Source organism: Saccharothrix hoggarensis (assembly GCF_042678885.1).
Lineage (GTDB): Bacteria > Actinomycetota > Actinomycetes > Mycobacteriales > Pseudonocardiaceae > Actinosynnema > Actinosynnema hoggarensis.
Genome location: NZ_JBHTLK010000230.1, coordinates 1 through 11,023, shown reverse-complemented (window position 1 = coordinate 11,023; position 11,023 = coordinate 1). Strand labels below are relative to the sequence as shown.

The 11,023-nt window shown below is 74.2% G+C and carries 11 protein-coding genes; 3 read left to right on the top strand and 8 right to left on the bottom strand.

The annotated features are described in order from the left end of the window. The 4 genes from ACFQ3T_RS29890 to ACFQ3T_RS29875 form a co-directional block, all read right to left on the bottom strand. The coding region (locus ACFQ3T_RS29890) for a Gfo/Idh/MocA family protein (protein WP_380728302.1) at positions 1-949 on the bottom strand (949 nt) is incomplete at its 3' end. Between the two features lie 43 nt (positions 950-992). Next, complete coding sequence (locus tag ACFQ3T_RS29885) at positions 993-1,727, bottom strand: DUF899 domain-containing protein (protein WP_380728300.1); 735 nt, start codon at positions 1,725-1,727, stop codon at positions 993-995. 88 nt (positions 1,728-1,815) lie between these two features. Continuing rightward, a complete protein-coding gene (locus ACFQ3T_RS29880; RefSeq protein ID WP_380728297.1) occupies positions 1,816-2,148 on the bottom strand; it encodes a metalloregulator ArsR/SmtB family transcription factor in 333 nt (110 codons plus the stop codon). Beyond that, complete coding sequence (locus ACFQ3T_RS29875) at positions 2,138-2,569, bottom strand: SRPBCC domain-containing protein (protein ID WP_380728294.1); 432 nt, start codon at positions 2,567-2,569, stop codon at positions 2,138-2,140. Before ACFQ3T_RS29875 ends, ACFQ3T_RS29880 begins: the two co-directional genes overlap by 11 nt. A gap of 122 nt (positions 2,570-2,691) precedes the next feature. On the opposite strand from ACFQ3T_RS29875, the gene ACFQ3T_RS29870 reads away from it, so the two are divergent. Then, positions 2,692-4,380 (top strand): DEAD/DEAH box helicase, encoded by a 1,689-nt coding sequence (locus ACFQ3T_RS29870; protein WP_380728291.1) that lies wholly within the window; start codon positions 2,692-2,694, stop codon positions 4,378-4,380. 72 nt (positions 4,381-4,452) lie between these two features. On the opposite strand, the gene ACFQ3T_RS29865 is transcribed toward ACFQ3T_RS29870, so the two are convergent. Next, the gene (locus tag ACFQ3T_RS29865) at positions 4,453-4,917 is read right to left on the bottom strand and encodes a MarR family winged helix-turn-helix transcriptional regulator (protein WP_380728288.1); all 465 of its coding nucleotides are present in this window, start codon (positions 4,915-4,917) and stop codon (positions 4,453-4,455) included. Positions 4,918-5,146: 229 nt separating this feature from the next. On the opposite strand from ACFQ3T_RS29865, the gene ACFQ3T_RS29860 reads away from it, so the two are divergent. Beyond that, the gene (locus ACFQ3T_RS29860; RefSeq protein WP_380728286.1) at positions 5,147-5,878 is read left to right on the top strand and encodes a DUF1684 domain-containing protein; all 732 of its coding nucleotides are present in this window, start codon (positions 5,147-5,149) and stop codon (positions 5,876-5,878) included. Here ACFQ3T_RS29860 and ACFQ3T_RS29855 read toward each other — a convergent pair. Next, entirely contained in the window at positions 5,838-7,142 is a 1,305-nt protein-coding gene (locus tag ACFQ3T_RS29855; RefSeq protein ID WP_380728284.1) for a carboxylesterase family protein, read from the bottom strand. The genes ACFQ3T_RS29860 and ACFQ3T_RS29855 overlap by 41 nt on opposite strands. 191 nt (positions 7,143-7,333) lie before the next feature. Here ACFQ3T_RS29855 and ACFQ3T_RS29850 point away from each other — a divergent pair, with 191 nt between their 5' ends. Continuing rightward, positions 7,334-8,593 carry a pyridoxal phosphate-dependent decarboxylase family protein gene (locus tag ACFQ3T_RS29850; RefSeq protein ID WP_380728282.1) on the top strand — a complete coding sequence of 420 codons (1,260 nt, stop codon included), beginning with the start codon at positions 7,334-7,336 and terminating at the stop codon, positions 8,591-8,593. An 8-nt stretch (positions 8,594-8,601) separates the two neighbouring features. Here the strand turns inward: ACFQ3T_RS29850 and ACFQ3T_RS29845 are convergent, their stop codons facing one another. Then, on the bottom strand, positions 8,602-9,405 hold the full coding sequence (locus ACFQ3T_RS29845) for a serine peptidase (protein ID WP_380728280.1): 804 nt from the start codon (positions 9,403-9,405) through the stop codon (positions 8,602-8,604). Beyond that, positions 9,402-11,023 (bottom strand): WD40 repeat domain-containing protein (locus ACFQ3T_RS29840; protein ID WP_380728278.1); only part of this gene is annotated, 1,622 nt, incomplete at its 5' end. The genes ACFQ3T_RS29840 and ACFQ3T_RS29845, both read right to left, overlap by 4 nt.

Genomic DNA, 11,023 nt, shown 5'->3' with positions numbered 1-11,023 from the left:
CCGCCGAGCGCGCCAACGCCTCGCCGACCCGCGCCGTGCGCGCCGAGTGCGCGGGCGACACCAGCGGCGTGACGCCGTCCCGCACCGCCTCAGCGAACGCCGCCGCCTGGTGCTCGTAGGCGTCGGCGGCGGGCACCACCTCGTCGCGCACGCCGTCCAGCGTGACGACGGTGATCAGCCCTTCCTCGTCCGGTCGGGTCCACGCGTTGCGCACCGAGATCGAGCCCCGCGTGCCCTGGAACTCGTACGTCGCGCGCGGCCCGTAGTCGAGGCCGTAGTCCAGCACCGCCGAGCGGCCGTCGCCGAAGTCGAGCGTGGCGACGGCGCTCAGGTCGACCCCGCGCGTGTGGAACCTGGCCCGCACCGACCGCGGCTCGGCGTCGAACGCCCACAGCGGCACGTCGAACGCGTAGCAGCCGACGTCCCACGTCGCGCCGCCGCCGAGCGCGGGGTCGAACCGGATGTTGCCCTCCGGCGCGGTCGGGTAGGCGAACGCGGACCGCACCACCCGCAGCTCGCCGATCTCACCGGAGGCGAGGAGTTCGGCGGCCCTCCGCTGCTGCGGGTGGAAGCGGTACATGTACGCCTCCATGACGACCAGGTCGGCCGCCGCGCGTTCGACCCGCACGCAGTCCACTTCGGACAGTGCCATCGGCTTCTCGACCAGGACGTGCTTCCCCGCCCCGAGCGCGCGCAACGTCCACGGCACGTGCTGCGTGTTGGGCAGCGCGACGTACACCGCGTCGACCCCCGGGTCGGCCAGCAGCGCGTCGTACCCGTCGTGGACGCGCGCCCCGAACGGCCGGGCCACCTCGGCGGCCGCGGCCTGGCGGCCCGGACGGCTCGCCACGGCGACGACCACGTTGCCGGGCGTCCGGTGGAGGGCGGGCACCACCCGCGAGCCGATGCGGGCGGTGGCCCCGAGAACTCCCCAGCGCAGTGGCGTCACCAGCGGAGCTTAACCGCTTAACTTCCCCGGACGGCAGGCCGGCTCAGCGACAACCGCACCCGGACGACCCCTGGGGGTCCTCCGCCGGCTCGGCGGTCTCCGACGCGGCGGTGTCCTTGCCGTACGAGTCGTGCCAGTTCCACCACGCGTACGGCGGGGTCTGGGGATGCCCCTCGGGCGAGTCCTCCCACTCCTCCTGCCGCCCCAGCGCGGTCATGTCGAGGTAGCTCCACGTGCTGCCCAACGCCTCGTCGCCGCGGTTGTTGACGAAGTACGTGCGGAACACGCGGTCGCCGTCGCGGATGAACGCGTTCGTGCCGTGCCACTCGTCCACGCCGAAGTCCGCGTCGAACCCGTCGGTCAGCGTGTACCAGGGCATCGTCCAGCCCATCCGCTCCTTCACCCGCCGGATGTCCGCCTGCGGCGCGCGCGAGGCGAAGACGAGCGTGGTGTCCCGCGCGTTCAGGTGGGCGACGTGGGCCACCTGGTCGGCCACCATCGAACAGCCCCGGCACGGGTGGTCGGGCCAGCCGTCCACGCCGGGGTCGAAGAACGCCCGGTAGACGATCAGCTGCCGCCTGCCCTCGAACAGGTCGAGCAGGCTCGCCCGCCCCGCCGGCCCGTCGAACGCGTACTCCCGCTCCACCGCGAGCCACGGCATCCGCCGCCGCTGAGCGGCCATCGCGTCACGGGCGCGGGTCAGCTCCTTCTCCTTCACGAGGAGTTCGAGCCGTGCCGCCTCCCACTCCTCCGGCGTGACGATCGGAGGGGTCTTCATGGTCGTGTCCACTGTGTCCTGCCCACCTTCCGGTGCTGGTCCGCGCCCGGTCCGGGCGCGTGGTGGTGGAACTGCCGTGCGGCCGGCCTCACTGCCGGTCGAGGTGGTCCTTCAGCGCGTCGAGCGGGCCGTCCCAGTCGCGGGCCAGCGCGGCCAGGAACTGCTGCGCCACCCGCATGGGCGCGGACCGCAGCCGGTACCGCACCCGGCGCCGCTCCCCCGGCTCGGCCGTCACCAGGCCGACCTCGGACAGCAGGGCCAGGTGCTTGGCGATGGCCTGCCGGGTGATCGGCAGCCGGTCCGCGAGGTCGGTGGCCGTGGCCGGGCCGCCCGCGGCCAGCGCCGCCAGGATCGCCCGCCGGGTCGGATCGGCCAGGGCGGTGAAGACCTGCTCGGCGACCGCCTCGGTCTCAGGCGGCATCGAGGTAGTCGACCAGGTCGCCCAGCTCGCTGGCCCAGCCCCGCGAGTTGCCGCCGAAGGCCGTGCCGTGCACGTCCTCGGGCAGCTGCGCGAAACCGCTCTCGACCACCGTCAGCCGGGTGCCCGAGCCCACCGGTTCGAGCGTGAACTCGACGTACGTCCGGCGGGGGTCGTCCTCGGGCAGGCCGTGGATGCGCCAGCTGAACCCGAAGGCGGTCGGCTCCTCGACCCGTTCCACGCGCAGGTCGGCGGTCTCGCCACCGGCCCACCTGAGCTGGGCCGCCCCGCCGGGGCGCAGGTCGATCGTCGCCTCGTCGCCGAACCAGGCGCCCAACCCCTCGGCCGTGGTGAGCGCGGTCCACACCTTGGCCGGCGGGTGGGCGACCTCCACGGTCCGCTCGATGCGATCCGGAAAAGCCATTGCCGCCTCCCACAAGTAGCAACCCAACGGTTGCCACCGTATGGCAACTCATCGGTTGCGTCAACCGCGCGGCGGACCCCCCTCACCGAGCGGTTCAGGGACGATCAGCGAGACTTGAGGGCATGAACGACGAGCCCGACGACCGGACCAGCTTCGCCGACCTCGGGTTGCGCCCCGAACTCCTCCGGGCGCTGACCGGCCTCGGTTACGAGGAGCCCACCCCCATCCAGCGCGAGGCCATCCCCCCGTTGACCGAGGGCTGCGACCTGCTCGGACAGGCCGCCACCGGCACCGGGAAGACGGCCGCGTTCGCGCTGCCCGTGCTGGAGCGCATGGCCGGTGGCGAGCGGAACTCGCGGGCGCCGTTCGCGCTGGTGCTGGTGCCGACGCGGGAACTCGCGGTGCAGGTCTCCGAAGCGGTGCACCGGTACGGGCGGGAGCTGGGCGCGCGGGTGCTGCCGATCTACGGCGGCCAGCCCATCGGGCGGCAGCTGCGCGTGCTGGAGCAGGGCGTCGACGTCGTCGTGGCCACGCCGGGCCGCGCGGTCGACCACCTCAACCGCGGCACGTTGAAGCTGGAGCGGCTGGAAGTCGTCGTGCTCGACGAGGCCGACGAGATGCTGGACATGGGTTTCGCCGAGGACCTGGACACGATCCTGGCCGAGACGCCCGCCGAGCGGCAGACGGTGCTGTTCTCCGCGACCATGCCGGGGCGCATCGACCGGCTCGCCCGGCAGCACCTGTCCGACCCGGTGCGCATCACGATCGGCCGCGAGCAGGCGGAGCCGGGCGAGGCGCCGAAGGTGCGGCAGAGCGCGTACGTCGTGCCGCGCGCGCACAAGCCGGCCGCGCTGGGGCGCGTGCTGGACGTGGAGGCCCCGACCGCGGCGATCGTGTTCTGCCGCACGCGTGACGAGGTCGACCAGCTCACCGAGACGCTGAACGGCCGCGGCTACCGGGCGGAGTCGCTGCACGGCGGCATCAGCCAGGAGCAGCGCGACCGCGTGATGGCCCGGCTGCGCAACGGCACCGCCGACCTGCTGGTGGCGACGGACGTCGCGGCGCGCGGCCTGGACATCGAGCAGCTGACGCACGTCGTCAACTACAACGTGCCGTCCGCGCCGGAGTCGTACGTGCACCGCATCGGCCGGATCGGGCGGGCGGGCCGCGAGGGCGTGGCGATCACGCTGGCCGAGCCGCGCGAGCACGGCATGCTGAAGACCATCGAGCGGGTCACCAAGCAGCGCATCCACATGGAGAAGGTCCCGACGATCGCGGACCTGCGGGCGCGCAAGCTGGAGCTGACCAGGGCCGCGCTGCACGAGAGCCTGCTGGAGGACGACCTGGAGAGCTTCCGGGTCGTGGTGGAGACGCTGACCGACCAGTTCGACGTCATGGAGGTGGCGCTCGCGGCGGTGAAGCTCGCGCACGAGGCCACCGGCGCGGCGGCCGACGAGGAGGAGATCCCCGAGTACGTGCCGAGGTCCGGCCCGTCGGGCGACCGCCGGGGCCGCGAGGCCGGCGGCGAGCGGCGTGAGCCGCGCAAGCCGCGTCGTCCGTCCGCGGGCATGACCCGGCTGTTCGTCGGCGCGGGACGCAGCTCGGGCATCCGGCCGCAGGACCTCGTCGGCGCGATCGCGGGCGAGGCGCGGCTCAACGGCCGCGAGATCGGCGCGATCGAGATCGCCGACCGGTTCTCGCTGGTGGAGGTGCCGGAGGCGGCGGCGCAGCAGGTCATCGCGTCGCTGCGGGGCGCCACCATCAAGGGCCGCAAGGTCACCGTGCGGCGGGAGCGCGACGACCCCCGCTGAGGGTTCACGCCGGCACTTCGCGCGGCCGGGTCGGTTCGCGGGGCGGCTCCACCCCGTCGAACCCAGCCCGGGTCAGCCCTGCTCGTTGAGCGCCAGGAAGACGGGCGGCACCTCGTTGTCCCGCACCACGCGGGCGAGGAGGTCCGCGAGGACGCCGCGCTCGGCGTCGTCGAGACCGGACGGCAGTTCCTCGATCCGGCGGCACGTCTCGGCGTAGAACACGTCGGCGAGGCGGCTGCCCTCGTCCGTCAGCTCGACGCGGACCGCGCGGCTGTCCGCCGGGTCGGCCTCGCGGCGGACCAGGCCGCGTCGGGCGGTCCGGTCCACCAGGCCGCTGAGGCTCGACTTGGCGAGCCCGAGGACCGCGCCCAGCTCGCCCATGCCGTACGGCCGCGCCATCAGCACGCACAGCAACTGCCCCTGCTGCGGCGTCAGCCCGTACTGCCGCGCCGCGTCGGCGTAGGCGGCGTTCACCAGGAACGTGGTGCGAACCAGCGCGGTGACGACACCCATCTGCTCACCAACGGCCTTGGCCATGCGGCCACGATACGTGGTGGTCCGGGGTGTCGGCCGGGTCGGTTCGGGCCGCCCGCGCGGAGGTTGCGCGAGAGTTGCGCGAGTCCATGCGCCAGACCGTGCGCGGGGACGGTGCGCCATACCGTGCGCGGGCGTCAAGTCCCGGCCGCCGGTGGTCACCAGGTGGACGCGCCGGCGACCGCACCCCTCCGGTGGTTCGATGGTGGACGAACCACGAGGGAGGAACGTGATGACGACGGTCGAAGACCTCACCGCCGACTGGGTCCGGTGGCACGCGGCACGTGAGGAGGCGCTGCGCGCGCCGCACGGCTGGCTGTCCCTCACCGCGCTGCACTGGCTCGACGCGACGCCCCGCGCGTTCCCCGGCGTGCCCGGCGAGTGGAGCACCGACGGCGAGGTGGTGCGGGACGGCGTCCGGGAGCACGTGGTCGCGGAGGCCGGGTCGCTGCTCGTCGACGGCGAGGGCGACACGAAGGTCGAGATCATCCTCCGCACCGGCCGCCACGGCCTGCGGGTGCGCGACCCGCACGCGCCCGACCTGGTCGGCTTCACCGGCGTGCCCGCGTTCGACGTGAGCCCGGACTGGGTGGTGCGGGCCGACTTCCAGCCCTACGACCCGCCCCGACCGTCCAAGGTGGACGGTGCCCTGCCCGGTCTGGAGCACCACCTGACGGCGCTCGGCGCGGTCCGGTTCACGCTCGCCGGCCGGCCGCAGGAACTCGTCGTCCACGCGCAGGGTGACGGCGCGCAGATCCTGTTCCACGACCCGACCAACGGCGACACCACCGCCGACTGGCGCGTGTTGTCCGTGCCCGCGCCGACGGCGGGCGAGGTCGTGCTGGACTTCAACCGGGCGATCAACCTGCCCGCCGGCCTCAGCCCGTACGGCACCTGCCCGAAACCGTTGCCGGAGAACACCGTCACGGTGCCGGTCGAGGCGGGCGAGCGCCGGTTCCGCTGACCGGGTGGTCCACGGGCGCGGAGAGGTCCACCCCGCGCCACGCCTCGCGCCTGGACGGCACCTCGTCGCCCCAGTGCCGGACGCCGGTCCAGCCGGGGTCGCCGGTGGCGCAGAAGTCGACCCACGCCCGCAGCATCCGGCGGGACAGAGCGCGCTCCTCCGCGCCGGCCGGGCCGCCGATGAGGAAGTCGGCGCCGTCCAGGTTGCCGAACGAGAACGGCACGTCCGCGGTGTGCCAGGCGGGCGGCCGGGTGAACCTCGCCAGGAACGCCCGGCCGTGCGCGTCGGCCAGCCTGGCGGTGGGTTCGGCGAACACGAAGTCGCCGGCCAGCCGCACGTGCGCGTCGGGGAGGGGCGCGTACGCCGCCACGACGTGCTCCGGGATGCCCCACGCGCGGCCGAGCGCGGCGAGGTCGGCCGGCGGGCGGAACGTGCCGACCTCCTGGAACAGCCGGTACTCGACGTCGGTGTGACACAGCAGCGCGTCCACGTCCGGGCGGAGCATGGGCAGCGCGTCGGCAACCGGGCCGAACAGCACCGGGTCGTGGCTCAACGGCCCGGTGCGCTGCGCCGCGACGAGCGCGTCGGCGGACGCGACCGCGGACTCCGGCGTGGCGGTGTCGATCCACTCCGCCACCCGTTGCGCGAAACCCCTGGTGTAGCACCGGTTCGGCACGCTGTGCGCGATCACCCGCCGCACCGGCTCCCACGCCGCGAGGAACAACGCCGACGCCGCGCCCGCCGACTGGCCGGCGACCGTGACGACGTCCGGGTCCCCGCCGAACACCGCGATGTTCTCCCGCACCCACCGCAGCGCGGCCCGCTGGTCGAGCAGCCCCCGGTTGTCCGGCCGGCCCGGCACGTGGCCGAAGCCCTCGAACCCCAGCCGGTAGTTGCACGTCACCACGACCAGGCCGGCACGGACCAGCGCGGCGCCGTCGTAGTCGGGCTGGGCGGACGAGCCGAACGCGTACGCGCCGCCGTGCACGTAGAACACCACCGGCCACGGCCCACCCGGAGTGGACGGCGTCCACACGTTGAGGGTCAGCACGTCCTCGTCGCCCGGCCGCCACACCGGCGCGCCGGGCAGCCGCGCGGACTGCGGCGCGATCGGCCCGAACTCCGGGCAGTCGTCCGCCGGGTCGGTCGGCACGGGTGCGGCGAACCGGCGCGGGCCGAACGGCGGCTCCGCGTACCGGAGGCCGAGGAACGCGTCCACCTCGGCGTCGACCGCCCTGCCCCGGAACCGCCCGCGTCGCGCCATCGCCGTCTACCCTGCCATGATGGGTGATCCGCTGAACGCTCGGGAGGACGCCGCCGAGGCGTTGGGGATGGTCGCACGGGCCGCGCGCCCGTACCTCGACGCGCTGCCGCACCTGCCGGTCCGCGACGCCACGCACGTCCACCTGCTCGACGACCTCGACGGCCCCGCTGCCCGAGGCGGGCGACGGCACCATGACGGCGATCGCGGACCTGCTGCGAATCGGCACGCGGGCGGCCACGCACTCGTCCGGGCCCCGGTTCTTCCACTTCGTCGTCGGCGGCGCGACACCGGCCGCGCAGGCGGCGGACTGGGTGACGTCCCTGCTGGACCAGGCGTCCGGCCTGTGGCTGACGTCGCCGTTCGCCACGCGCGCCGAGACGGTGGTGCTGCGGTGGCTGAAGGAGCTGTTCGGCCTGCCCGCGACGTACGGCGGCGTGCTCACGCCGAGCGCGACGTTCGCGAACCTCACCGGGTTGGCGTGCGCGCGGTTCTGGTGGGCGGAGCGGCACGGCGTCGACGTGACCGCGGACGGGCTCGCGGGCCTGCCGCGGATGCCGGTGTTCTCCAGCGGCTACGTGCACCCGAGCAGCCGCAAGGCCCTGCAACTGCTGGGACTCGGCCGGGACGCGGTGCGGACGTTCACCCGGGACGACGCGGGCCGGCTCGACGTGGCGGCCCTGGACGACGCGTTGGCGGGGTCGGGTCCGGCGGTGCTGATCGGCAACGCGGGCGAGGTCAACGGCGGCGACTACGACCCGCTGGACGAGCTGGCCGACCTGGCCGAGCGGCACGGCGCGTGGCTGCACGTGGACGGCGCGTTCGGCCTGTTCGCCGCCCTGTCACCGCGCACGGCGGGGCTGGTGCGCGGGGTGGAGCGGGCCGACTCGGTGGCCGCGGACGGCCACAAGTGGCTCAACGTGCCGTACGAGAGCGGTGTCGCGTTCGTCCGGGACCGCTCGTTCCTCGGCCGGGCGTTCGGCGGGTGGAACGCCCCGTACCTGCCCGAGCCGGACGACGAGTTCGTCAACTACAACAACCTGGGTCCGGAGTCGTCGCGCCGGGCCCGTGCCCTGCCGATCTGGGCGACGCTGCGCGCGTACGGCCGCGAGGGCCACCGGGCGATGGTGGAGCGCCACCAGGACTTGGCGCTGCGCCTGGGCAGGCGGATCGCCGAGGCGCCGGACCTCGAACTCCTCGCGCCGATCACCGTGTTCATCGTCTGCTTCCGCTACCGGCCGCCGGGTGTGCCCGAGGCGGACCTCGACGCGCTCAACCGCCGGCTGGGCGAGGAGCTGGTGGAGGACGGCCGGGTGTACGCGGGCACCACCGTGTACCGGGGCATGGTCGCGCTGCGGCCGGCGATCGTGAACTGGCGCACGACCGAGGAGGACGTCGACCTCCTGGCGTCCGTGGTGCGGGAGATCGGCGCGCGGCTCGTCACGACGGCCTGACCGGACGTTCAGCCGACCAGCGCGGCCACCTCGGGGTTGCGCAGGTACCCCGTCGCGGTGTGGAAGTCCCACTCCCCGATCGTGACGGTGACGTCCCGCTCCACCCCCGGGAAGTGGTCGCGCAGGCCGGTGCGCGGGATCGCCACGAGGTCGCCGACGTCCGCGACGTTCACCCAGCGGCGCACGCGCGGCGGCGTGCCGCCCGCCGTGGCGGCCGGGTGCAGGCGGGGCGCCACGACGCCCGGCATCGCCAGCGGGCTGCCGATGGTGACGAGCAGGTCCACGTCGTGGTTCTGGTGCGCCCACAGGGTTTCGTAGGCGACGACGCTGCCGAGCGAGTGCGCGACGACCACGTTCGGGCGGCGACGGGCGATCGCGTCGGCGACGGTGCGGCGGACCGCGTCGCGACGCGGCGAGTCCGGCCGGGACAGGTACGTGTGCACCTCGCGGCAGAACGCGATGGCGAACAGCCGCGCGGCGGGGCCGAAGTTGCGCGTGATCCAGTCCGCGGCCTGGCGGGCGCGGACCGTGCGCGGACCCTGCGGGACGCTCGAACCCCGGCGCAGCAGGCCCGTCCAGTCGAGCAGCAGCTCCTGCGCGCCCGGCTCCAACGTCGCCGGGTCGTCCTGCGGGCCCTGGGCGGTGCCCCGGTGCAGGTGGTGGGCGTAGTAGGCGACGTCGAGGTCGACGTGCGCGCGCCGCAGCGCCTTGCGCCAGTCCTCCGCGAGCAGCGCGGCGGCCTCCTCCGCCGACCCGCCGCGCCGGAAGTACTTGTAGTTGCCGATGCCGTGCACGCCCAGAACCGAGGTCATGTCCCGCTTCCCGTGAAGTGTTCGAAGGCCACCACTTCGCCGCCCGAGCCGACCAGCAACCGCCGGCCGTCCCGGACGTCGATCCGCCACACCGGACGGCCGACGTCGAGCGTGTCGACCAACCGCCGGGTGGCCAGGTCCCACACCCGCACGCACCCGTCGTCGCCGCCGGTGAACGCCAGCGGGCGGTCGTCGACGTACGCGCAGTGCACCACCCGGCAGCCGGGGTGCTCGCCGAGTGCCGCGGGCACGCCGCCGACGACGTCCCGGGTCGAGAGGTCGTCGCCGCGGGACACGACCTCGACCAAGTGCCCGTCCAGCCCGATGTGCGTCGTCGGCGCGCGGTGCCGGAACCGGGCGGAGGCCCACTCCGCGTCCCCGAGGTACCTCGGGCCGGCCTCGTGGCTCACGTGGCCGTGGGTGAGCCAGTATCCGTCGGCGGTCTCGACCAAGAGTCCCGGCAAGCCGCCGATTTCGACCGGGACGAGGTCGCGTGCGGGCGTGTCGAGGTTCATCGCACGGTGGGCTTCACCGGTGTCGACGTCCACCAGGGAGAAGGACCCGTCCGCGAAGGCAACCACCGTGTGCCCGTCGAAGTCCGTGAACGACGTCGCGACCGGCACTCCGTCCGCCGACGCCCGACCCCGATCCGACAGGAGTGGCGCGAGGACGGGGAACGTCGTGCCCCTGACCGGTTCGAAGCAGTGCACGCGGCGGCCGTCGTGGGCGACGACCCGCTCGGCCCGGCCGCTGATCGCGATCGCGGTGATCGGCCGGTCGGACACCTTGGCCGGGCCGACGAGCATGCCGCCCCAGGCCACGACGAACACGCTGCCGTCCTGGCATCCCACGGCGAGCCCGGCGCCGTGCGGGGCGAACGCCATCGCGGTCACCGCGCTGCCCACCACCACCGAGCGCCTCCAGGTCTCGTCGCGTCCGCGGTCCAGGAAACCGACCCAGCCGTCCTCGGTGGCCGCCGCCAGCCGCCCGCCGTCCGGGCTGACGGCGAAAGCGGTGACGGGCCGGTCCACCGGGTAGAGGTTGTGGAAGGTGCGCCCGTTCTCCGACAACACGAGTTGGCCGCGGCTGTCCAGGTTCGCCACCACCGCGCCGTCCTCGCCGTAGCCGACCGCCCAGGTCGAACCGGCGTGGTTGTGCGGTTTCAAGGCCTCGTAGCTGACACCCAAGAGGTAGGACCGCACCACTTTGAGCACCTCGCCTCCGGTGCTGACGCACAGGTAGCGCGAGTCGCCCAGCGGGATGGCGGCCTCCAACCGCGTCCGGGCGATCTTGCCGAGCCTGTGGACGCCGGTGTCCCGCATGCTCACCAGCCCGTCCGGCCCGTCCACGACGATCTCGCCGTTGTCCAGCACCAGCACCAGGTGACCTCCGATGTCCGCGGAGGCCTTGCAGTCGGTCGGAGTGCCGTCCGTCCACGACCAGGTCACCAGGCCGCCGGGCCCGACCGCGGCCACGCGCGTGCCGTCCGCGGAGATGGCGATCGACTCGAACTCGGCCTCCTCCGGGACCTCCGTCGGCGCCGGGTTCGCGGCCACGGGCGAGCCGGCGGTCCAGCGGGGCTGCCAGGTCAGCGGCGGGCGGCCCGGCATGGTCGCGG

Excerpts from the sequence above, each read along its gene's own strand:
- ACFQ3T_RS29860 (WP_380728286.1), top strand. The coding sequence starts at position 5,147 with ATGACGACGGTCGAAGACCTCACCGCCGACTGGGTCCGGTGGCACGCG.
- ACFQ3T_RS29850 (WP_380728282.1), top strand. The coding sequence starts at position 7,334 with ATGACGGCGATCGCGGACCTGCTGCGAATCGGCACGCGGGCGGCCACG.
- ACFQ3T_RS29880 (WP_380728297.1), bottom strand. The coding sequence starts at position 2,148 with ATGCCGCCTGAGACCGAGGCGGTCGCCGAGCAGGTCTTCACCGCCCTG.
- ACFQ3T_RS29875 (WP_380728294.1), bottom strand. The coding sequence starts at position 2,569 with ATGGCTTTTCCGGATCGCATCGAGCGGACCGTGGAGGTCGCCCACCCG.
- ACFQ3T_RS29855 (WP_380728284.1), bottom strand. The coding sequence starts at position 7,142 with ATGGCGCGACGCGGGCGGTTCCGGGGCAGGGCGGTCGACGCCGAGGTG.
- ACFQ3T_RS29870 (WP_380728291.1), top strand. The coding sequence starts at position 2,692 with ATGAACGACGAGCCCGACGACCGGACCAGCTTCGCCGACCTCGGGTTG.
- ACFQ3T_RS29885 (WP_380728300.1), bottom strand. The coding sequence starts at position 1,727 with ATGAAGACCCCTCCGATCGTCACGCCGGAGGAGTGGGAGGCGGCACGG.
- ACFQ3T_RS29845 (WP_380728280.1), bottom strand. The coding sequence starts at position 9,405 with ATGACCTCGGTTCTGGGCGTGCACGGCATCGGCAACTACAAGTACTTC.
- ACFQ3T_RS29865 (WP_380728288.1), bottom strand. The coding sequence starts at position 4,917 with ATGGCCAAGGCCGTTGGTGAGCAGATGGGTGTCGTCACCGCGCTGGTT.